Below are 22,579 nucleotides of genomic sequence, written 5' to 3'. Positions count from 1 at the left end.
ACTTATCCCTCCAATTGTTTAATTGTAATTTGTTGCATTAATTTATCGACATCTTTAAAATCCGTTAACCCTGCACTGGCAGCAGTTGAACTGGCAGCTGCAATACTACGTTGTAAATTATCTTCAAGTGACATTTTTTGTTCCAAACCAGCTAGGAAAGTTCCTAACATCGTATCACCAGAACAGGCCGTATTAACGACTTTTATCTTAGGGGCATTGCCAAACAAAACATAATCTTCATTGACGAAGAGCGCCCCTTTAGCGCCGAGTGATAACAAAATATTTTGAGCACCTTTTTTAAGTAATTCTTTGGAATATTTCACTAATACATCTATATCTTCAGTGCTTGGTTGATCAAACCACGATAATAATTCCTCATCATTTGGTTTAATCAAAAATGGTTGGTGACCGATTGCATCTACTACCTCAGGATAACTCGTATCAATTATCAGCTTGAAACCTTGCTTTTCAGCCATTTCGGAAATTTTAACAATTATATTTGCTGGAATCCCTTTCGAAAAACTACCTGAAACGACGAGACTATCGTCATTCGTTAATTTAGCAACTTTTTGGAGAAACTCTGTCACCTTGTCTTCACTGACTTCTGGTCCATTATTAACTTCTTTATATTCGGTATCAGTATCGACCACACGAGTAAACACATTGATACGTGAAATACCATCAATATGGGTAAAATCAGTTGCAATGCCCTTTTTCTGAAGTGACTCCTCAATAAAATTACTAGTAAAACCGCCCCCAACGCCCCAAGCAGTATTATCAACGCCAAGATGTTTCAAAATAAAGGAAACATTGACACCCTTTCCATTTGGTTGAATGTCATAACTATTTGTTCGATTTACAACTTCCGGTTTAAGATGATCTGTTTCAATAAATAAATCTATCGCCGGGTTTAAAGTACAGGTATAAATCATTTATTTAACCCCTTTTCAATTTCATAAGAATTGTGCTGGTTAATTATTCAGTTGCCGTCTCCAGATGTGGATTTCCACATCTTCCGACTAATTTTTTAAACTATACTTAAAGGAGAACTGTCGAAAATTATCTATAATGTACGACTATGACAAATTGTCGTACATTAACAAAGAAATAGCTGGAAAAAGCAAGAATTTAGGTCGCTGTGTAGGTGGCGTTATGGCTTTAGCCATTACACCACGGGACGAGTTTTGAAACTCGTGGTTTTTGCGAGGTTCAAAATCGAGGTTCGAGACCGTCCTTTGGCTCGAACCGGTCCCCATAGCGACCTAAATTTCTTGTTTTTGGAAGCGGCATATTTAACTGGCACCAACTGATATATACATCATAACTTGTGTTATCATGTAAATGTTTTCATAAACGTACCACATGACCATTATATCGAAAAAATCTTTACAATTTAGGATGATTTGTAATGACAAATAAATTAAGTTCCTCTGAGCAATACTTATGGGATTATATTCAAGAAAATCTCAATGACATCCCCGATCTCTCGATTGTTAAATTGAGCGAAGATGCCAATGTCTCGACTGCAACTATTGTCCGGACAACTAAGAAAATGGGTTATTCTGGTTATACTGATTTTCGTCAGCAACTAATAACTAAGGGAAAAAATAACTCTCAATATCAAAACTTAGAAAAAGTTGACCATGATATTAAACAAGCTATTTTTAAAAATAAATATGAAGTCGACAATACTCTTAGCATGCTCAATGTCGGTTCAATTGAAGATGCCGTTCAAAAAATTCGCGAGTCAACGGACATTTATATTTTTGCTCGAGGATTCTCTGAATTTATCGCTCAAGAAATGCTTGTTAAATTACAGCTATTAGGCAAAAACTGTGTTTTAAGTTCCGATCCCAACATCATTGTTACAATGAGTAAACGAATTAAGCGTGAAGCACTAGTTATCATCATTAGTCTAAACGGGGAAACCAAAGAATTAGTAACTGGTGCCAAAAATGCTTTCAACAATGGTGTTAGTACCATTACGATAACGACAAACGAAACTAGCTCAATTGCTAAATACTCCGAAATGATTTTATTGGGCTATAAATCTCAGACTTCATATTTCCCTGATTACGAAGTCCGATCACGCCTACCATTACAAGTTATCAGTCGAATTCTATTAGATTCTTATGTTATAAGAACAAAAAAATAATTTTGGACAAAACAAAAACACCTATAAAATTTTAGGTGTTTTTGTTTTGTCTATAGATAATTAACATCAGGTTTTTCACTGAATGGAATCAACGGTTGACCATGTCCATTGGCTCATATATTTTCCAGTTGAAACTCCAGTTTCTTTAGCTCGAAAATTCAATTGTAATTTCTTCTCGATTTCTGGTGTCAAATCAGTCGTTTGGCGCCATTCATCACTTTTGAAACCATCTGTTCTACCAACAATTAAATGTTTAGAATTAACGGCTTGTCCATTCCAAATCACATCATGAACCAGTGAATCTCTGGACGAAGCACGTGATTCGATTGACGACAGACTATCATCACCATCATCCTCGTCGTCGGTATCAACATTATCCGTAACTTTGTAGAACTTTTTAATGGATAACTTGATTTTCAACGGACTTGCTCCTTCCTTTCGAAAATCTTCTAACAAGACTTTCTTACCGTTCAAATTGGTTGGAATAGGTTGATCGGATGTTGGTGTAACAGACACCCTACCAAAATCAATTTCTTCAGGAGCAACTAAATGAGTTCCGCCACCAACGTGTTTAAAGTAAAAGATATCTGTATCAACCTGATTATTTTCATCAGTGATTTTGACAACTAATCGATGTTTTTCAAAATCATTATATTCGGAAATATTGTAGGCCTTAATTTTCCAAGGGACTAATTCACCCAAGGCGGGATTATCAATATCTTCTTGTACAACATTTTCCGTGCCACCATCAACCGCATAGCTGATTGATTTAATTTTCTTACTATTTTGATCTGACCAAAAGCCCTGTAAATTAAACTTATCAGTCACTGGTATATAAGGATTTCGTTTCGTTCCTGTCGGAGAAGTGATATCAATCTGGGGACCTTTATTTTCCACAGCCGATTTAATCAATTTGAAATTATGTTCTTGAAGAATCGATTTATTACCTTCGCCATCTTCAGCAATTAGGTACATTTTATGCATCCCTTTTTCCAAACCATCTAAACTAACTTTTTGAGAAAAATCATGAAATCTTCCCATGACTGCTTCTTCCTCAGTTTGTGTATCGTCCATTAAAGTATTTTTTTGAATATCTTCCGGGTCCTCACTATCAATCGCATACTTGATGGAAACATTCCGACTATCAAAATCATACCAATGGCCCTCCATAATCATATTTTCTGTCCCTAATGTTAAAACTTTCGGGAAATGTTCCGTGCCAATTTCATCGTACTCTACCACAGGATGCGAAACTGTTCCGGGAATATCCATCACGGTCCCATATTGAATATGAACTGTTTTTCCGACTTCTAAATCAATCGGTGAAGAACGCATCGTCACTCCTGCATCCCATTGTGGATCCTTTTCTTTGTTAGTTCCCAATCTAGTTCCGGCAGCCATTTTTTGACCCTTGTCTCCTAAATCCTTTTGATCAACAAAGGCGTTACTAATACCATCTGGCGTGTAAGAAAACTTATACGTATTAGTCTTTTTATCGTAAAAGTTTTTATCCATCGGCTTTCCAATTTTCCATGGATAAAACGCCTCCTTATGTGAACCGATGAATCCAAGAAAACCAGGCTTAAGAATGTAACCCTTTGTTGCTAGATATCCCCGACTAGCTGATCTTGCTGCCCAGGCTGCTGGTCCTTTTTCATGATCCATATAAATCGTCGTTCTTATTTCATTATTAGGAGCCTGAAAATACATTCCACGCTCATTACCTAACGACCGAATCGAAATATAATTACCTATTTTCTTACCATTTTTATCAGTTAATTCAGTTCCATCTTTATTCAATGATAAATCATGATTAGAAAAACCACTGAAGTTATTAAATAAAACTTTTCCAGTATTTTTAAAGGCAATATCAGTCACAACACGACCTGTCTTAGTAAATGACATTTTAATCCTTGTCGTAATTTCAGGATTAGTCTTTCCCAAGTGATCGTTGTAAAAAGCTCGTTGCTTATAGACTAACCGTTGCTCTTCAAATCCCGTTTTAGGGTCTATGCGATAATACAAATTTGGCTCACCTAGCATTGCATACGACTTCCCAACTTTATTAGGTCCAGAAGTCCCCGGTTTGCGCCAATTATCAGAATGGGAAACAAAATTAAATAAATTAGTAGAGGTGTAACTTGTCGGAGTTCCATAAGGCAGGTCTTCTTGGGCACTCAAAGCGGGATTAAAATCTTTATTTTGCGAATCACCATAATGAGTCGTATAAATGTGATTTTTAGGATTATTAGTTCCATCTTCAATCTTACCACCAGGTTCTGAATAAATAATCCCACTATTAGGTGCTGTCAAACTATTCTCACGCGACTTCCGACGAGGAATCCATGTTGATGATACCTTCATCACACCACTTTCAGAATAGCGATAGTCTCCAAAATAAAGAATCGGTTGCATACAAGACCCGTCACTATTTTTTAAAACTGGTCCTTTAGATACTCGCAATTTATCAACCCGCGTCCACGTTGATTCTTCTGCTGGATCATCATCAACGAGTGGATCGACATTTTCGGTATGATTAAACTGATGCTTAAACATATCTTTACGGTCAGCATCTTGAACCGTCAATAAAAACGGTACTGTTTTGGAAACATGTAATTTAAAATCAATTAAATCAGGATTATCTAATGTAACAACTATTTCTTGTTTCGAATCAGTCGATTGAACATTATCGGCACCTAGTTCCTCTTTCAAGGCTTCTAAATCAATCATTTCCTCATGATCGGTCTTTAAAACTAATTCTTTTTTATCTTCCAAAACGTAGCTGATTGTAACTTCATTATCTTCTTCTTGTTCAATAATCGTTTCTAAACCAGCACTCGTTACGGGCTGATCTTCAGTCGTTTCGGCCATTACTGGAGTAGTAAAATAACTCGAACATATTAACCAAAGGCAGGCCAATATTAACGTTGGTCGTGTCTTTCTCATAAAACAAAACACCCTTTCACAAATGATTTTTAAATCTTATCATTCGTGTAAAGGCTTTCTGATCCAAAATATTATAAAGACTTTCGTTCAAAATGGAGTGCCAAATATTAATCTAACAATGGTTTTTATTTGTTCGGATTTTGCTATTTGTGAATTCAATTTTTTAAACATCTCGTCAAATATTTAATTTTTAAAACTTTGTGAATTATCAAAATGTATGATTACCATGCATAAAACCACTTTAGGAGTGACTTTCAAAAAAACGCTAATGAGGATATTAATGTCAAAGTTTTAATGTTTAAACATTTATTTAATACTGGTTGATAATTTTTAAGAACAAAAAAAGAACTGGTTCATCAATATTGATTACCAGTTCTTCATATTTTAAGTTGAAAAAATTTTAATTAATTTGAAATGACTTTATCTAACCACAATGGTAACAGCTCTTTTAACTGACGATAAGTACGGTCAAACTTATGATCATACCAAGGATCCTGCACTTCATCATCCTTACCGACAATTTCATACGCTAGATGAACTTTCGCTTGGTCAGAAACAGGTGCCATTTGTTTTAAATCGAGAATATTTTGCTGATCCATGCCAATAACTACATCTGCCTTATCGAAATCAGCCGTTGTGATTTGCTTAGCTACATGTTCAACAATTGGAATATTCTGCTTTTGTAATTCCCGAATCGCCCCTGGATGTGGAGAATTACCAATTTCATAAGTTGAGGTTGCCCGTGACTGGATCTGAATTTCTTCACTCAAGCCTTTCTCAGCAACCAACTGTTTCATCATCATTTCTGCCATCGGTGAACGACAGATATTGCCTAAACAAACAAAAATGATTTGCTTCATCTAAATCAATCCCAATCGCTTTTTAACTTCTATCAACTGGGCTTCAAGAACAGGATCTTTACGGCTTAATACATCAAGTGTACTAGTTTCAGTTGTCGTTGGTTTATTCTCTTGTGGTTTCTCAGTCTTAGATTTTTTTGTCATCGTTGAGCCTTTTTTATATTTTCTGACCCAAGCGGCCACTTGTTGATATGAAATTTCGTATTTCTCACCGGTAGCCTTGTAATTGTTGTCATGCTCGATAGCATATTGTGCAATTTCTTTTTGTTGACTCTCATTGTAATTCATACTAAAAACTCCTAAATCGCTTATTAATAAAAATTATACCATAGAAAATTACTCTCATATTGCTGTAACACAGTTTTAACAAAATGTTGAAAATAAGACTCTTCTATTTTTGCATAGTTGTCTGTGCCATACTAGAGTTAATTTAGATGAAAAAGGAGCTACACTTATGGCAAATTACATTCAAGAAATTCGTCGTTTAGTTGGTCATCGTCCCATAATTTTAAACGCGGCCGGGGCAATTCTTGTTAACTCTCAAAAAGAAGTTCTTTTAAATCTGAGAACAGACACTCATAACTGGAGTTTGCCCGGAGGTTACCTAGAATATGGCGAAACGTTCGAACAAGCCTGTATCCGCGAATATAAAGAGGATGCTGGTATTGATGTTGAAATCGTTCAGTCCCTAGGAATTTTCGATCAAGGTTTCACAACTTATCCTAACGGCGATGAAGCTCAAGTAATTTCTAAGCTATATTTAGTTAAGCAAGTTGGCGGTCAAGCATTGCAAGAAGCAACAAACGAAACGCTTGACTTAAAATACTTTCCATTCGATCAGTTGCCCCCACTATTGAATCAGCAAAATGCCGACATGTTAGCAGTGGGAAAAGCTTATTTATTTTAACTAAAAACGCACTTTAAGCCTTGGTAATCTGGTCATAATAGACGCTGAAGTAACCAAGCCAAACAATAATATTTCAATTTATTTACTCTTAAATTCAAAAAAGGCCCACATTCATCTCTGAATGTGGGCCTATAATTTTTTTAATTAGACAAAAAATGGCAGCTCAGGGAGGAACCACCATTATATCGACAATAGTTATTTAACTATTATAATCATGAAATTATCAAGAAAGAGGAAACGTAGGAATTGATTTCCTCTTCATTAGTAATGATAACACAATCAAATTTGAAATCAGTATTTTGTCCAAATTGGACATATTTTTATAAACTTACCGAAAAAAAGAAAGAAAGCCAGTCATACTGGCTTCCTAACGTTAAAATGGACGGTTGTAACCATGCCCTATCCCTCATAATTTCATCCATTTTAATTATAAAAAGTGATAATAATGTAATAAAAACATAATAAAAACTAATATATTGATGAGATATAATTTCCTATTATATACAGTTACCACTGATTCACACCAATAATGATTGGCATTTACATTGTAACGTTACTGGACTATACCTGTATACCACGTTTTATTTATAAATAAATATCATTTTTTATATATGCTCTTAAAAATATGCATCAGTTTGCCTAATGTTTCACTACCAACCATGTTGTGACGATAAACAAACAAGATATAAAAAGCTGGCAGTTGAATATCGTCCATATCAATTACTTGAATACCTGGCACTCCTTGAAATGCGGTCTCGGTAATGAAACTAATACCCTTATTTGCTTTAACTAAATTCAACATTAACTTGTAATCATCAGTTTGAAACATTGTTTTAGGGGTGACATTGTAATGTTCTGTCAGTCGACGTAGAACTTGACTGTGAACTGATTTTTCATCTAATGAAATAAAATCTTCTTCAAATAATTGCTCAATCGTTTTGATATGTGAAATGTCTTTATCTGCTGAAGCAATAAATTTAAATTGATGTTCCTTTAAAAGCTGATAATCTAAATGATTTTCTTGTGGTAAAACAGTTGTTCCTAAAAATGACATGTCAATTTCGCCATTTTTAAGTTTCTCCAATAACTCCTTCGAACCATCGGCAACTGGTTCAATTGCAGCTAAGAGATCTTCGTCACGCAATGAATCAAAAACCTTAGGGATTACGTAATTAGTAATAATTGGTGGCCATCCCATAACAATTTTTTCACGTTTAATCCGTTCCATATCAACATTAATCAAATCGTTTTCTTGAAGAATTCGATTAATATGCATCAATAACTGTTCCCCAGCATACGTCAACGACAATGAATTAGCATAACTTTTCCGTTTAACAAGCGACAAGCCACAACTATCTTCAAGTCGTTTCAAAGAATAAGTAATTGTCGGTTGACTGACACCAAAGAAATTAGCAGTATCAGAGAAATTTTTTAATTCTGATAATTTTTTAAAATATTGATAATCTTTTAAATTCATTTTCTCACCTATAATTATAATCTGAAATTTATATGCCGCTTCCAAGAGCAAGAAATTTAGGTCGCTATGGGGACCGGTTCGAGCCATATGGCGGTCTCGAACCTCGATTTTGAACCTCGCACAACCCGCGAGTTTCAAAACTCGTCCCGTGGTGTAAGGACTAAAGTCCTAACGCCACCTGCACAGCGACCTAAATTCTTGCTCTTTCCAGCTAATTTATTCGTTGTTTTTTTTTTTCAAATTGCTAGAGTACCAAAGCTTAAAGACTACTTTCAAGCTTTAGATATATATAAAGTTATGGCAAAAATACATCATAGACAAAATTGAAATTAGTGGTTACAAATCAACCAACACAACACGCCAGCTTAGAAATTTTTAGAACTCAAAATTTTCTTCTATCCTTTAGTTATCAATTTAAAGTAAATTTGTCATAATTTTTTTACATTTCATTAATCTAAAAAATCAAATCCAAAAACTAGTCGGAAACATCGAGAATAGTTACTGGCTGTGAAAGTGGCGTTAGAGCTTTAGCTCTTACACCACCGGGCGTGTTTGGAGCCTTGCCGAATTTTGGCAAGGCTTCAAACCGAGGTCTGAGACCTTGGCTCAGACCGGTCCGCACAGCCAGTAACTATTTCTCGATGCTGGAGACGGCATCTTTCATCTACCAACTTCCCACTTATAAATATTATTTATCAATAATAACATATTTGACTATATTTTTTATAAGGGTATATAGTACAACACGAAAGTTAATTAGGAGGCATTAAATTTATGAAATATACTGGTTTAGATTTATTAAATAATCACTTCTTAAACAAAGGTACTGCCTTTACTAAAGAAGAAAGAAAAGAAAATCATATCGAAGGTTTACTACCACCTTTCGTCCAAACTTTGGACCAACAAGTAGAACAAGCCTACGAAAACTACTCAAGTAAAGAAACATTCTTAGAAAAGAGAATGTACTTGATGGACTTATTCAACGAAAACGTTACCTTATTCTACAAATTATTCAGTCAACACGTTAACGAATTCATGCCTGTTGTCTACGATCCAACTATCGCTGACACAATTGAAAATTACAGTCACTTATTCTTAGACCCACAAAATGCTGCTTACCTATCAATCGATGACCAAGATGATATCAAAGCTACATTAAAGAATGCTTCAGAAGGTCGCGACATCAAGTTGATCGTTGTTACTGACGGTGAAGGTATTCTTGGTATTGGTGACTGGGGTGTCCAAGGTGTTGACATCTCTGTTGGTAAATTGATGGTTTATACAGCTGCTGCTGGTGTTGATCCTAAGTCAGTTCTACCTGTTGTGCTTGATGTTGGTACAAACAGAAAAGAATTACTTGCTGATGACCTATACATGGGTAACCATCACGAACGTGTTACAGGTGACAAGTACTACAACTTTGTTGACAAATTTGTTGAAACTGCCGAAGACTTGTTCCCTGACATGTACTTGCACTTTGAAGACTTTGGCCGTAGCAATGCTGCTAATATCTTGAACAAGTACAAAGATAACATTTTGACATTTAACGATGATATTCAAGGTACAGGTATTATTACACTTGCCGGTATCCTTGGAGCATTGAACATTTCTAAAGAAAAACTTACTGATCAAGTTTACTTGTCATTTGGTGCTGGTACTGCTGGTGCTGGTATCACAAAACGTATCTTTGATGCCATGGTTGAAGAAGGTCTTTCAGAAGACGAAGCTAGAAAACACTTCTACTTAGTTGACAAGCAAGGTCTATTGTTCGATGACACTGAAGACTTAACACCAGAACAAAAATTATTTACTAGACAACGTAGTGAATTCAGTAACGCTGATGAACTAACAAACTTGGAAGCTGTTGTTAAAGCAGTTCACCCAACAATCTTAGTTGGTACATCAACACAACCTGGTACATTCACAGAACCTATCATCAAGGAAATGGCTGCTCACACAGAACGTCCAATCATCTTCCCTCTATCAAATCCTACAAAATTAGCAGAAGCTAAGGCTGAAGATCTTTTGAAGTGGACTGATGGTAAAGCTCTTATCGCTACTGGTATTCCAGTTGAACCTGTTGAATACAACGGTGTTACATACCATATTGGTCAAGCTAACAATGCTTTGGTTTACCCAGGTCTTGGTCTTGGTTCAATGGCTGTTAACGCTAAGGTTCTATCAGACGGTATGATCAACAAAGCTGCTCACTCATTAGGTGGTATCGTTGACCCTACACAACCAGGTGCTGCTGTTCTTCCTCCAGTTTCAAAATTGGATGAATTTAGTATGACAGTTGCTGTCGGTGTTGCTCAACAAGCTATCGACGAAAAACTTACTGATGCTAAAGACGCTAAACAAGCTGTTGCTGACATCAAGTGGGAACCTAAATATTAATTAACATATTTGTCAAATAAAGGGGAATTTATTCATGGAAGCATTTATTACTTCACTGGAAAGTGTTGCTGAAATCGTTCTTGTTATCGCTTTGGGGTACTGGTTAAGAGGTTCCGGTCGTTTGGGCGATGAATTTAAAGGCAATATCTCTTTCATCATTATGAAAATTGCTTTACCTGCATCAATCTTCGTTTCTGTTCTTAAGTATTTGAACCGAGACAAACTAGCAAGTCTATCTGGTGGTTTAGTTTTCACCTTCGCCAGTTTTACAATTGGTTACATCGTTGCTTGGATCTTAACTAAGGTCTTCCGTATTCGTAAAGGTCGCCGTGGTACATTCATTAACATGTTCGTTAATGCTAATACAATCTTCATTGGCTTACCTTTAAACATGGCTTTGTTCGGTACTAAGAGTTTGCCTTACTTCCTTATCTACTATGTTATGAACACAATTTCAACTTGGGCTATTGGTATCTTCTTTATCTCAAGTGATGATCCAACTGTTGAAAAAGGTGCTAAAAAAGACTTCAACTGGAAGAAATTACTTCCTGCTCCACTTGTTGGTTTCTTAGTATCACTAGTATTCTTGCTTCTTGCTATTCCTGTACCAGAATGGATTAACAAGACCCTTGATATGGTCGGTGGTATCGTTACACCTATGTCACTTATCTACATTGGTATTATCTTAGCTGATGCCGGTTTGAAATCAATCAAATTCGACCGCGATACAATCCTTGCCCTACTTGGTAGATTCGTCGTTGCTCCAGCTATCATGATCAGTATTATCTTGATTGGTGGTTCAGTAATGGGTGGTTCATTACCAACTATCGAATCAAACTCATTCATTATCCAATCAGCTGCTCCTGGTTTGGCTGTCTTGCCTATCCTAGTTGACCAATCACATGGTGACGTTGATTATGCTACTAACTTAGTAACAACATCAACTGTTCTATTCGTTATCGTTGTGCCAATTCTTATGCAAATTGCCAACTTGATCTAATTAAATTACTCCGTACATTCACACATTCAAAATTAAATCCTTCTCAAATAAATATACAAGTAAAAAACCCCAGTCAACATTCTGCAGTTGACTGGGGTTTTTTTATATCTAAGTAAAGAAACCGAGCATATTTGACAGTTATAATTGGTGGGAACAGTCCATAGTAAAACATATACTAAAATTATCAACCAATAAGGAGGCGCAATAATGAATCTTGGCAATAGCTTATTTCAAGCACGAAAACGGTCTAGCCTTTCTCAAGAGGAAGTGGCCGAGAAATTAGGAATCAGTAGACAAACTATTTCAAAATGGGAAACGGATGAAACAGTTCCTGATATTCGTCAATCAAAGAAAATGTCGGTATTATATAATGTATCTTTAGATGAACTGATTGACTTTGATCTTGATATTAAAGAAATTCAAGAAACTATTGATAAAACCAATCCTGAATCTGAAGAGAAAGTTAATTGGACCAATGTTTGGGGAAATAAATACCCGATTCTTCTTAAATACCAAAATGATGTGAATATACCCAATTACGCTCGAAGGATAAATATCATGTTGGAAGAATTAAAACAAGACTATAGTCTCACTGAGCAAGATGCAATGCTCGTTCTAAAAGATATCCTATACAATGTCTGGAAACAACGTAAAAATCAAACAAAGTAGACTAAAGAGCATTGGGTCATTTCTATCTAAAGGTTAAACGATTCAAAATAAAGAATACACTAACCGGAAAAACAAAAAAGACTAGATTATTTTGAGCAAATCTAGTCTTTTTTGTATTCCATTCTACTAACACTAAAAATAGCTAATACACCAACCTCTGGGTGCAAGAAACGGCATCTAACCAAACTTAAGAAAGAACCTTATTCTGACTTCAACGACATAATTACTTAGGTGCTACCAACTTAATTAATCGTTTGACTAATTCAATAATTCGTTGCGTATCATTCGAAATATCTTCTGCTGCACGATTATTAACCATTGTGTGGTTGACTTGCAATAGACCCACTGAATCACTTTTATCACTAAACTCAGCGATTGGTAAATCTACTTGATGGTCATACATGGGTACCTTGCCAGCAGTCACATTCACAATTTTTTTACCCTCTGGCATACTCAAAATATAACTTTTGATACGTTTTAAACTAAATTGATCTTGATAAAAACCATAGATAACCCCAAGTTCATCCATAATATATTTAATTTCATTATTCATTTGCGTTATCACCTCTAAAAACATCTCTACTATATAAGTATCACGCAACTAGTGGTTTGTTGACAAGCAAAAACTGCGTAAATGTTGGGCGGTGAATGAAGTCTGATTCTTGATTAAATCAACTGGATAACCTTGGAAAAGTATCTGTCCACCATAACGTCCACCACGTGGTCCCAAGTCAATAATCCACTGTGCCTGTGAAATGATTGATAAGTTATGCTCTAAAACAATCAATGTTTTACCAGTTGTTATCAAATTTTTCATTAAACTCAATAATTGTTTAATATCTGATTCGTGTAAGCCTGTACTTGGTTCATCCAAAATCAATAAATTACTTTGTTTTGATTCACCTAAACTTTTAGCAATCTTTAATCTCTGTAATTCGCCACCAGATAAAGTATCTAAACTTTGTCCAAAGTTCAAGTATCCCAAATTAGCGTCCAATAAATTTTGTAAAACTTGATCAATTCGTTTAGAAAACAGACCTAAGCCATCACTAGCCGTTAGTTGTAATACTTCAAAGATATTTAACCCCTGACACTTAATTTTTAAAGCTTCATCACTGTACCGTTTACCATGACATTTTTCACAGATTTGTTTAACATCCCCCATATATGCCAAATCAAATTTAATGTATCCTTTTCCGTGACATTCTGGACAACCACCTTGCCCATTAAAACTAAAAAGTGAAACTGGTTGCTGTGAAACCTTGGCAAACTGTTTACGAATTTCATCGAAAACACCCAAGTAAGTTAAAATATTTGAGCGATTGCTTCCTTTAATAGCACTTTGATCAAATGTCACTGCTTGAGGATATTTCTTGGTAAATAGTTCTCGAATCAATGTACTCTTACCAGAACCAGCAACACCAGTAACAACGGTTAAAGCGTTCTTAGGAACTTTTATGGAAGCGTCTTGAACGTTATATTTATGAGCATGCTGTAGTTGGTAAAAATTTTGAAAATCTTTTTTATTAGTATTCAAAGAATGCTTTTGACATAATGCCTGCCCTGTTACAGTTTGAGAGCTTAATAAGTTTTGATATGTACCTTCGAAGGTAATCTGACCGCCCTTTTTCCCAGCTCCGGGACCCATTTCAACCACGTTATCAGCAATTTTAATAACATCTGGATCATGATCAATTAGTAGCACGGTGTTCCCTTGATCACGTAATTTTTTAAAAATCTTATTAATTCCCATCAAATCTTGTGGATGTAGACCAACGCTTGGTTCATCAAAAATATAACAAACATCACTCAATGCACTATTCAAATGCTTAGTCATTTTAATTCGCTGCGACTCACCACCAGAAAGTGAAGTAGTTGAACGACTTAACGTTAAATAATCTAATCCGACAACTTTTAAACTATTTAATCTAGTTAGGAGATTTTTCAACACTAAATTAATTTCTTGATTACCTTGTATTTGCTGTAAAAAAGCAATCAGATCATCAATTGCCATTTCACTACAATCTGCAATTGATTGACCGTTAATTTTGGCTGACCGAATCATTTTATTTACTCGCGTTCCGTGACAATCTGGACAAGTTTGTTCATTAAAAGTTTCATTTAAAGCTTTCTGATAATGTAATCCACCTTTTTCCATAATTGTCGTTTTTATGCGTTCAACTATTCCAATATACTTGGACGTTTTAGGCCATTTTGATGTCGGATTATCTGGTTGACTTCCTTTATCAAATAATAGTTTTTCTAATTCTTTATCTGAATAATCACAAATTTTTTTATTATTATCAAAATTACCTGTTTCTGTATATCGTAACCAACGAAAACCACCAGGTTGAAAAGTCGGAAATTGAATAGCACCTTCGTTAAGCGATTTATCAAAATCAAGCAACTCATGGATATCCACTTGCTTAGTGACACCTAATCCCTGACAAGTGGGGCACATACCGGTTGGATTGTTAAACGAATATACCATTGAATAACCAACGAATGGTTTGGCTATCCGTGAGTAAAGTAAACGCAGGCCAGTATAAATTTCAGTAATCGTACCAACAGTAGACCGTGCATTGCCACCGATTTTCTTCTGATCAATCACAATGGAAACTGGCAAATTTTTAATGGCAGCAACTTGAGGAGCTTCATATTTAGGCAACATTTGTTGTACAAAAGCTGAATAAGTCTCATTTAATAAGCGTTGCGATTCAGCTGCAATCGTATCAAATACTAGCGAAGATTTACCTGAACCGGATAATCCTGTGAAAACAGTAATTTGGTGCTTGGGTATTTTGACCGAAACATTCTGTAAATTATTATTGTTAGCACCTACAACTTCGATAAAATCGTTCAACTATTCTTCCCCCTTGTTTGCACTGGACAAATAGCATACTTCAATTAAAAATCTAATTCAAACTTATTTTTAAAATTAATATAGTATGATTAATTCAGGGAAATAATCATTATGTACTAGTTTATTAACAATAACGCGTTGTGCTAGTTATACCGTCTCCAGAATTGAGAAATAATCTATAGGAAACGTTATTCTACACATCAAAATAAAAAACAACGAACAACTAGCCGGAAGGAACAAGAATTTAGGTCGCTGTGAAGGTGGCGTTAGCACTTTAGTGCTTACACCACGGGACGAGTTTTGAAACTCGCGTCTTTTGCGAGGTTCAAAATCGAGAGGCGAGACCTTGGCTCGACTCGGTCCCCACAGCGACCTAAATTTCTTGTTCCTGGAGGCGGCATATTTAACTAGCACAACGCGATAACAATAAGGAGATAAATCTTGAAAATAATTCCAGTAACTAAGCGTAGTCAAAAGCTTATCAAACAATTAACAGTCGTTTGGGAAAACGCTGTTCGCAATACGCACTCCTTCTTAACTGAAACTGACATTCAATATTTCAAAGATTCTCTGCCTGATATTCTGACGCAAATTCCAAACTTAATTATTGCCGTTGATAATCAACAGCAACCCATCGGATTTATGGGTATTGATGGTTCAGAAATAGCGATGCTTTTTATTGATCAACAACATCGTGGTCAAGGTATTGGCAAGCAACTAATCCAATTTGGTATCAATCATTACCAAGCTGACAGGTTGACTGTCAATGAACAAAACCCTCAAGCAGTTGGTTTCTATGAACATATTGGTTTTGTTGCATATAAAAGACACGCGACTGATGATCAGGGTAAACCATTCCCTATATTAAAAATGAAATTAAGTACACGGTAAAAAATAGTTTTTCTACTCAAAAATAAAGAGCGCTCATAATCAATTTCGATTACGAACGCTCTTATTATTTTTTTAGTTTTTTTGCGTATTTTTGATTAAGCGACCGATATTTTCGGCAACTTGTTGTAGGTTCTGATCTGTATTTTGAATGGCAGTCGATAGTTCTTCAACACCCGGAACACAAGTGAAGATGGCATCGATGCCTAATGGATATAATTCTGAAATTTTTTCACCAATCGAACCGGCAACAGCTATGACAGTTGCATCAGGATTAACTGCTTTAGTAGCTTGTGCTACGCCCATTGGTGTCTTGCCAAATTTAGTTTGAAAATCAATCTGACCTTCGCCAGTTACAACGACATCGGCGTCTTTCACTTTAGCTTTTAAATCAGTATAGTCGACCACGATGTCAACGCCTGAGCGCATTTGAGAGTTAGTAAAGGCCAATAAACCAGCTCCTAATCCGCCCGCGGCACCAGCACCAGCGACTTGTTCAAGATCTTTTTTTAAATCACGTTTCAAAATATCTGCATAATGTGACAATGCACCATCCAAAAACTCAACCATTTCTGGACTGGCACCCTTTTGGGGACCGAAAACATGACTCGCACCATCTGGTCCCGTAAGTGGATTTGTCACATCTGAAGCAATAACTACGTTAACATCATCTAATTCAGGCATCATCTCGGAAGTGTCGATATGGTCAAGCTTTTGTAACATGGCACCACCATATTGCAATTCCTCGCCTTTATCATTAAGCAAGTGAGCACCTAGTGCTTGAGCCATACCAGCACCACCGTCATTTGTTGCTGAACCGCCAATGCCAATAATGATTGTTTTGGCACCATGCTTAATAGCTGATTTAATCAATTCACCAGTTCCAAAAGTAGTCGTAATATAAGGATTTTGGGTGAATTTATTGATGAATTGAATTCCGCTGGCTTCAGCCATTTCAATTACGGCCACTTGACCATCATTAATCAAGCCATAATGTGCTGCAGTTTTATTGCCTAGCGGATTAATAACCTCTTCAGTTATAATTTGTCCATTTTTAGCATCAACTAATGATTGAACCGTACCCTCACCGCCATCAGCCATTGGTACATTAACATATTCAGCATCTGGATAAACTCGTTCAAAACCCTTGCGTAAAGATTGAGCAACTTCCTTAGCCGTTAAAGAATTTTTATATGAATCTGGAGCTAAAACAATTTTCATTTATAATTCCACCTCTAGAACAAATTTCCATACATTAATGTTGCAACAATCGTCATTGAAAGTCCAACGAGCATTTCCCAAAAGACGACACTCATACGTTCTTTAAAGTGCATATCAACCGCTTTAGCAGTTACGTGGAAGTAATTACCATGTGGCAATTGATCAATTACGGTGGCACCCGTATGAACCATTGCTGCGGCACCAGTTCCAGAGATACCAAATGACATAATAGACTTACTAAATGAATTAGAAGCCAAAATAACCCCGGTAGATGTAGAAGCTGTGGCAGCTGCCATTAAAATACCAGCAATTGGTGCTAAGAATGTTCCGGAAATTCCAGAAGCTTGGACGATTTCGACAACTTTTTGTGGCAAATTAGAAACTGAAACTAAACCGGCAATCGCACCAGCTCCAATTAAAATCAAAACAACATCTGTCATGCGGGCCAGACCCTTTTGCATATATTGTAAGAACTTCTTACCCTGACCCATTGCTAGTGTGCCAATTAATCCGGCAATCGGTAAAATATACATAGCATCTAAATTGAAGGCAGCCAAAGCTTTCAAGCCTAAAATATCACCGACAGGAGTAATCAATAATAAAATTACTGCAACTAGTGGTGTAACGATTGCAGCTTTTAAACTAGGTAAATCTGCTTGTGCTTTACTTTCAAATTTTTCGCTTTCGGATACAAATTCACCACGATTTTTAATTAATGTCGCTAAAATAACTGTCACAATTAACCCAACAATAGCTGGAACAAAATCAGCAATCATTACTTGTGATAAACCAACGTTGAAACCTTTGGCAGCCGCAATTGTATTTGGATTAGGAGAAATAATATTTCCAGCTTTACCGCCACCAGACAGTGCAACAAGTAACGAAAGCTTACTATAATGCATTTTTTGACCAACTTCCAAAGCAATTGGTGCCACAATCAAAACTGCAACTGGAATAAAAATACCAACACCAGTTAATACCATAGTTGAAAGTGCCAACGCCAAAATAGCTAAGCGGTCACTAAAACGATTGACAATATTTGAAGCAATCACATTAGCTGCTCCAGATTCCATCATCACGCCTGCTAAAACACCAGCGGCAATAACGCGAATAATCGTCCCCATGACACCGGAACTACCTTTAACAATCGTATCTGTCGTTTGTGCAAGTGACAAACCACCAACTAAACAACCAACAATTGCTCCAAAAATCAGTGCGTAAACTGGATTGACCCGAAACAAAATCAAACCAATCGCTAAAAGCAGCCCCAATAACGCTGCCCACCATGCAATAACCATCCTTAAAAATACACCCTTCCTCAATAGCTCGTGATATTGTTAAATCTTTAACAATCAATTTACGAGTGTATAATACAGTGATAATTTAGCTAAATCAATGTACAAATGCACAAAGGTTATTGGCAAAATAGTTAAGAATTAAAATAATTCCTTGATAAATCAATGTTTTAAAATAAAAAAATATTGTAAAATATTTATATGCACAAGTTTTTAAATTATTATTTTCATGAAAGTTTGAATAATACTGAACAAGGAAGTCGAAAAAAATGAAATTAGACCCGAATCTGGCACAGTCAATTGTTGATAAAATGATGGCGAGTGTCCCCTACAACATTAATATGATGAACGAAAAAGGTTACATCATTGCTAGTGGTAACAAAGAACGAATAAACACCCTCCACATTGGAGCAATTGATACGATCCAGAGCGGTAAAACTAAGCCCATGGCAGAATCATTTGGTAAGTTTGGACAACCAGGTGTCAATATTCCGGTTGAATTTAATGGTGAAACGATTGGCGTAATCGGAATTACTGGTGATCCAGAGAAAGTGACACCATTAGCTTCCCTTTTGAAAATTTCGACGGAATTACTAATTTCACAAATCAATAATACTAAATTAGAAAATCAACGTAAGGAAAGTCTCAACCATTTTCTGTATCAATGGACAAGTACGGATAATATCCTCAATAATGAAGAATTAAAAATGCGTGCTCAAGCACTCAAAATCGACTTAACAATTAAGCGTTACGCTGTGATTATTGAAACTAAATCATTAGTTAAATTACAGTTGAACCCAACCGACTTTACTTTCAGCAAGACGACCGAACAACAGTTAATCATCACTAAAAATAAATCAGACTTGCTACGTTACCTAAAATTTTGTCAAGATAACCACCTAAAAATTGGTATCAGCAATCAAACTATCAACCTCAAAGAAGCTGTTAAACAGGCTCAGGATACAATAAACGTCAGTAATGAATTGGAACTAACTGACGTTTATTATTTCAAACAAATCAGCTTTCTCAATCATGTCCTTGAAAGTAATCTTCACTCTAATCGAACATTAAGTGTTTTTAAAGGCTTTCTAAAAACCAATTCAGGACTAGAGTTACTCGAGACATTGGACGCTTATTTCAAACATAACGGTAATGTAACGGAGACCTCACAAGCACTGAAAGTCCATCGTAATACTACTAACTACCGGCTAAACAATATTTCCGAATACTTCGGTTTAAATTTGCACGACATTACCGACGTCTTACAGCTTTACGTTAATTACTTATATTTCAAAAAGTATCAGCACGAACACAAGTAACTCATCACTTAATTAATCCTAAATAACCCGTAGTGCTGGTAGTTTTTTTTAGTTTAGTAAATTTGTAAGAATATAACCTATTTTTCCACGTGATTATGGTAATAATTACGACGGCAAATTACGACAAATTGTTACTCATTAAAAATAACTAGCTGGAAAGAGCAAAAATTTAGGTCGCTGTGTAGGTGGCGTTATGGCTTTAGCCATTACACCACGGGACGAGTTTTGAGATCCGCGTACTTTGCGGAGCTCAAAATCGAGACCTGAGACCTTGGCTCAGGTCGGTCCCCACAGCGACCTAAATTTCTTGCTCTTGGAAGCGGCATATTTAACTACCTATCTATTCAATGGACTTTCGATTAAAAAATGCTTATCATTTGGTTGAATCTACAATATTGCGAGGCTTATACAATGGTATTAATGAATCTTAGTTATCGTACTAATTACTTACACACTTATTTCAAAACAACTGTCGTCGTTCCTGACACTAACGAACAAAACTACACCACTGTTTGGTTACTACATGGCTACACTGGTGACGATTCTGCTTGGATTAGACACATTAATATTGAAAAAATTGCTCGTGAACACAATTGGGTCATCATCATGCCTGAGGGACGAAATGCTTTTTACTCCGATTCGGACTTCATCCCTTATTACTCATACTTCATTGACGAATTCATTCCAAAAATGCAAAGTCTCCTACCAATTTCCAAGGAACGTTCAAAAAATTATATTGTCGGTTCTAGCATGGGCGGTTACGGAGCTTTAAAGATTGCCTTCTTGAATGACCTGCAATTCAGTAAAGTAGCTGCACTTTCACCAATCACAGATATTGAACATTTCCGCGATAATCCTAAATGTCCCATGGCTAAGGAAGCCTTTAACAGCATTTTCAATACGCCTGAAAAAATTGCTCGAAATCAATTGACCAATATTTACAATAATCGTCAACCAAGACAAGAAATTCTCACACTCTGTGGTGACGCTGATTTTATGCACGAAGATAATGTTATGTTCAAAAATTTCTTATCAATTCATGCAAAGGATCGTTACACTTGGATGCCAGTTGAAGGTGACCACTCTTGGAAAACTTGGGGCGATAACATCGAAAAGGTTTTCAAATGGCTCGATTAATCAAAAAATTATAGCAACATGAGTTTTTCTTTTCATAAAATGTTACGATAATTTTATATAATACATTTTATAGAAAAGAAGTCATTTGTATGCAAAAATTTCTTACTTTCGATTGTTACGGAACACTACTTCACGAGGAACCAACTTATGATGCTGTTGAACACGCTGCTAAAGTAATCGGTGTTGACCATAAATTAGCTCGTCAAAGATTTTCAGAATATCAAAGTGATCGGAATAATATGCATCCCTATCAAGATTATTCAATTCTCACACGTAACAATTTAATCCATCTTGATTACCAATTTGGACTCAATCATCAATTCGAAAAATATTATGTCGATGTTTTAACCGCCCATCGCAGTTTGACACCATTTCCAGAAGTCATTTCAACATTGCAACAATTCATTGACTGTGGCTACAAACTAATTATGATGTCTAACTCTTCTTGGGATATCATCGACGCTAATGCTAAAGCACTTCAAGTCCCCTTCGATATTTGGACTGCTGAGGATGTTCATGCTTATAAACCTGATTTACATTTCTTTAAAACGGTTGACGAACATTATGGATTTACACCTGAAAATCACTGGCACATTGCCGAAGGTTATCCTTCTGATATTGTTCCTGCTGATAAGATGAATTGGCCTTCTATTTGGGTCAATCGTCCACACAACAAGGCAACGACTGATATTAAGCCAACACATATGATTGAAACACTCGACCAAGCTTTACCATATCTAAACTAAAAATTAATAAAAGAAGACTTGCAAAATCCCAATTTGGGTTTTTACAAGTCTTTTTATAAAAGTTGCTAATTGAGAAAACTCGGTAATTTATTGCCGAGATGAATCAATGTCTGGAGCAACTCAATTTTTTTAAAATATATTCATACATTCGTGTTTTTTAACCAACATAAATCTCCTCATGATGATATGATTTACCCACATCATAACGAATGGAGGTGAATGTATGACTTTAAAAGGAATCAAACTTCGAATATATCCTACCGAGTTTCAAATTCAACATATCGAAAGAAATTTCGGATGTGTTCGTAAAGTCTGGAACTTGATGTTAGCTATGCAAAAAGACCGATATGAAAACAATCATGACTGTAAGTTTGTATCTAACTTCGATATGAATATTCTTCTTCCACTACTGAAGAAGGAATATCCTTACTTGAAACAAGTAGAAAGTACTAGCTTACAATGTACCAACAAAGATCTTTCAGAAGCATTCAAGAAATTCTTCAAAGAACATACTGGTTATCCAAAATTCAAAAGTAGAAAATATCCCCGCCAGAGTTACCAATCGAAGAATGTTAATCACAATATCCAACAAGTCAGTGATTCATACATCAAGTTACCAAAACTTGGAGAGATGAAATTTAAATGTGGTAGAGATATCCCTGAAGTTATCAAATCGGTTACTATCCGTAGAAGTCCAGC

General features: G+C 35.8%; 19 protein-coding genes. 10 read left to right on the top strand and 9 right to left on the bottom strand.

All coding sequences use genetic code 11. The annotated features are described in order from the left end of the window. Positions 1-2: 2 nt before the first annotated feature. Complete coding sequence (pfkB, locus tag FD31_RS01085) at positions 3-932, bottom strand: 1-phosphofructokinase (protein ID WP_057890922.1); 930 nt, start codon at positions 930-932, stop codon at positions 3-5. 476 nt (positions 933-1,408) lie between these two features. On the opposite strand from pfkB, the gene FD31_RS01080 reads away from it, so the two are divergent. Continuing rightward, on the top strand, positions 1,409-2,155 hold the full coding sequence (locus tag FD31_RS01080) for a MurR/RpiR family transcriptional regulator (protein ID WP_057890921.1): 747 nt from the start codon (positions 1,409-1,411) through the stop codon (positions 2,153-2,155). 75 nt (positions 2,156-2,230) lie between these two features. Here FD31_RS01080 and FD31_RS01075 read toward each other — a convergent pair whose 3' ends face one another. The 3 genes from FD31_RS01075 to FD31_RS01065 all read right to left on the bottom strand — a co-directional run bounded on the left by FD31_RS01075 (position 2,231) and on the right by FD31_RS01065 (position 6,249). Beyond that, on the bottom strand, positions 2,231-5,101 hold the full coding sequence (locus FD31_RS01075) for a hypothetical protein (protein WP_147007258.1): 2,871 nt from the start codon (positions 5,099-5,101) through the stop codon (positions 2,231-2,233). 404 nt (positions 5,102-5,505) lie between these two features. Continuing rightward, a complete protein-coding gene (locus FD31_RS01070; protein ID WP_057890919.1) occupies positions 5,506-5,961 on the bottom strand; it encodes a low molecular weight protein-tyrosine-phosphatase in 456 nt (151 codons plus the stop codon). Beyond that, a complete protein-coding gene (locus FD31_RS01065; protein WP_057890918.1) occupies positions 5,962-6,249 on the bottom strand; it encodes a helix-turn-helix domain-containing protein in 288 nt (95 codons plus the stop codon). A gap of 166 nt (positions 6,250-6,415) precedes the next feature. Between FD31_RS01065 and FD31_RS01060 the strand changes: the two genes are divergently transcribed. Then, a complete protein-coding gene (locus FD31_RS01060) occupies positions 6,416-6,868 on the top strand; it encodes an NUDIX hydrolase (protein ID WP_057890917.1) in 453 nt (150 codons plus the stop codon). Between the two features lie 598 nt (positions 6,869-7,466). On the opposite strand, the gene FD31_RS01055 is transcribed toward FD31_RS01060, so the two are convergent. Then, positions 7,467-8,345 (bottom strand): LysR family transcriptional regulator, encoded by an 879-nt coding sequence (locus FD31_RS01055; protein ID WP_057891037.1) that lies wholly within the window; start codon positions 8,343-8,345, stop codon positions 7,467-7,469. A gap of 774 nt (positions 8,346-9,119) precedes the next feature. Between FD31_RS01055 and FD31_RS01045 the strand changes: the two genes are divergently transcribed. From FD31_RS01045 to FD31_RS01035, 3 genes are all read left to right on the top strand, one after another. Continuing rightward, on the top strand, positions 9,120-10,742 hold the full coding sequence (locus tag FD31_RS01045; protein WP_057890915.1) for a malolactic enzyme: 1,623 nt from the start codon (positions 9,120-9,122) through the stop codon (positions 10,740-10,742). Between the two features lie 34 nt (positions 10,743-10,776). Then, entirely contained in the window at positions 10,777-11,742 is a 966-nt protein-coding gene (locus FD31_RS01040; RefSeq protein ID WP_057890914.1) for an AEC family transporter, read from the top strand. A gap of 207 nt (positions 11,743-11,949) precedes the next feature. After that, positions 11,950-12,411, top strand: coding sequence for a helix-turn-helix transcriptional regulator (locus tag FD31_RS01035; RefSeq protein ID WP_057890913.1), 462 nt, complete (start codon positions 11,950-11,952; stop codon positions 12,409-12,411). 223 nt (positions 12,412-12,634) lie between these two features. On the opposite strand, the gene FD31_RS01030 is transcribed toward FD31_RS01035, so the two are convergent. Continuing rightward, the gene (locus FD31_RS01030; RefSeq protein ID WP_057890912.1) at positions 12,635-12,964 is read right to left on the bottom strand and encodes a hypothetical protein; all 330 of its coding nucleotides are present in this window, start codon (positions 12,962-12,964) and stop codon (positions 12,635-12,637) included. Positions 12,965-13,012: 48 nt separating this feature from the next. Beyond that, positions 13,013-15,274, bottom strand: coding sequence for an ATP-binding cassette domain-containing protein (locus tag FD31_RS01025; RefSeq protein WP_057890911.1), 2,262 nt, complete (start codon positions 15,272-15,274; stop codon positions 13,013-13,015). A 441-nt stretch (positions 15,275-15,715) separates the two neighbouring features. Between FD31_RS01025 and FD31_RS01020 the strand changes: the two genes are divergently transcribed. After that, a complete protein-coding gene (locus tag FD31_RS01020) occupies positions 15,716-16,165 on the top strand; it encodes a GNAT family N-acetyltransferase (protein WP_057890910.1) in 450 nt (149 codons plus the stop codon). A 72-nt stretch (positions 16,166-16,237) separates the two neighbouring features. Here the strand turns inward: FD31_RS01020 and FD31_RS01015 are convergent, their stop codons facing one another. Further along, positions 16,238-17,383, bottom strand: a complete 1,146-nt coding sequence (locus FD31_RS01015) for a glycerate kinase family protein (RefSeq protein ID WP_057890909.1) — start codon at positions 17,381-17,383, stop codon at positions 16,238-16,240. 14 nt (positions 17,384-17,397) lie between these two features. Next, the gene (locus tag FD31_RS01010) at positions 17,398-18,681 is read right to left on the bottom strand and encodes a GntP family permease (protein ID WP_057890908.1); all 1,284 of its coding nucleotides are present in this window, start codon (positions 18,679-18,681) and stop codon (positions 17,398-17,400) included. 266 nt (positions 18,682-18,947) lie between these two features. Between FD31_RS01010 and FD31_RS01005 the strand changes: the two genes are divergently transcribed. The 4 genes from FD31_RS01005 to FD31_RS00990 all read left to right on the top strand — a co-directional run. Further along, positions 18,948-19,997 carry a CdaR family transcriptional regulator gene (locus FD31_RS01005; RefSeq protein ID WP_057890907.1) on the top strand — a complete coding sequence of 350 codons (1,050 nt, stop codon included), beginning with the start codon at positions 18,948-18,950 and terminating at the stop codon, positions 19,995-19,997. A gap of 411 nt (positions 19,998-20,408) precedes the next feature. Next, the gene (locus tag FD31_RS01000; RefSeq protein ID WP_057890906.1) at positions 20,409-21,134 is read left to right on the top strand and encodes an alpha/beta hydrolase; all 726 of its coding nucleotides are present in this window, start codon (positions 20,409-20,411) and stop codon (positions 21,132-21,134) included. 89 nt (positions 21,135-21,223) lie between these two features. Further along, complete coding sequence (locus tag FD31_RS00995) at positions 21,224-21,880, top strand: HAD family hydrolase (protein ID WP_057890905.1); 657 nt, start codon at positions 21,224-21,226, stop codon at positions 21,878-21,880. Positions 21,881-22,103: 223 nt separating this feature from the next. Then, positions 22,104-22,579, top strand: a 476-nt coding sequence (locus tag FD31_RS00990; protein ID WP_157049136.1) for an RNA-guided endonuclease TnpB family protein, incomplete at its 3' end; no start/stop codon positions are given.

The sequence above is a fragment of the Companilactobacillus nantensis DSM 16982 genome (genome assembly GCF_001435815.1).
Taxonomy (GTDB): Bacteria; Bacillota; Bacilli; order Lactobacillales; family Lactobacillaceae; genus Companilactobacillus; species Companilactobacillus nantensis.
The sequence above is the reverse complement of the archived record's forward strand: the minus strand, read 5'-3'. Positions and strand labels throughout refer to the sequence as shown.

Coding starts and splice junctions, on each gene's coding strand:
- FD31_RS01065 (WP_057890918.1), bottom strand. CDS start 6,249: ATGAATTACAATGAGAGTCAACAAAAAGAAATTGCACAATATGCTATC.
- FD31_RS00995 (WP_057890905.1), top strand. CDS start 21,224: ATGCAAAAATTTCTTACTTTCGATTGTTACGGAACACTACTTCACGAG.
- FD31_RS01055 (WP_057891037.1), bottom strand. CDS start 8,345: ATGAATTTAAAAGATTATCAATATTTTAAAAAATTATCAGAATTAAAA.
- pfkB (WP_057890922.1), bottom strand. CDS start 932: ATGATTTATACCTGTACTTTAAACCCGGCGATAGATTTATTTATTGAA.
- FD31_RS01035 (WP_057890913.1), top strand. CDS start 11,950: ATGAATCTTGGCAATAGCTTATTTCAAGCACGAAAACGGTCTAGCCTT.
- FD31_RS01000 (WP_057890906.1), top strand. CDS start 20,409: ATGGTATTAATGAATCTTAGTTATCGTACTAATTACTTACACACTTAT.
- FD31_RS01045 (WP_057890915.1), top strand. CDS start 9,120: ATGAAATATACTGGTTTAGATTTATTAAATAATCACTTCTTAAACAAA.
- FD31_RS01010 (WP_057890908.1), bottom strand. CDS start 18,681: ATGGTTATTGCATGGTGGGCAGCGTTATTGGGGCTGCTTTTAGCGATT.
- FD31_RS01060 (WP_057890917.1), top strand. CDS start 6,416: ATGGCAAATTACATTCAAGAAATTCGTCGTTTAGTTGGTCATCGTCCC.
- FD31_RS01030 (WP_057890912.1), bottom strand. CDS start 12,964: ATGAATAATGAAATTAAATATATTATGGATGAACTTGGGGTTATCTAT.
- FD31_RS01080 (WP_057890921.1), top strand. CDS start 1,409: ATGACAAATAAATTAAGTTCCTCTGAGCAATACTTATGGGATTATATT.
- FD31_RS01005 (WP_057890907.1), top strand. CDS start 18,948: ATGAAATTAGACCCGAATCTGGCACAGTCAATTGTTGATAAAATGATG.
- FD31_RS01015 (WP_057890909.1), bottom strand. CDS start 17,383: ATGAAAATTGTTTTAGCTCCAGATTCATATAAAAATTCTTTAACGGCT.
- FD31_RS01040 (WP_057890914.1), top strand. CDS start 10,777: ATGGAAGCATTTATTACTTCACTGGAAAGTGTTGCTGAAATCGTTCTT.
- FD31_RS01075 (WP_147007258.1), bottom strand. CDS start 5,101: ATGAGAAAGACACGACCAACGTTAATATTGGCCTGCCTTTGGTTAATA.
- FD31_RS01070 (WP_057890919.1), bottom strand. CDS start 5,961: ATGAAGCAAATCATTTTTGTTTGTTTAGGCAATATCTGTCGTTCACCG.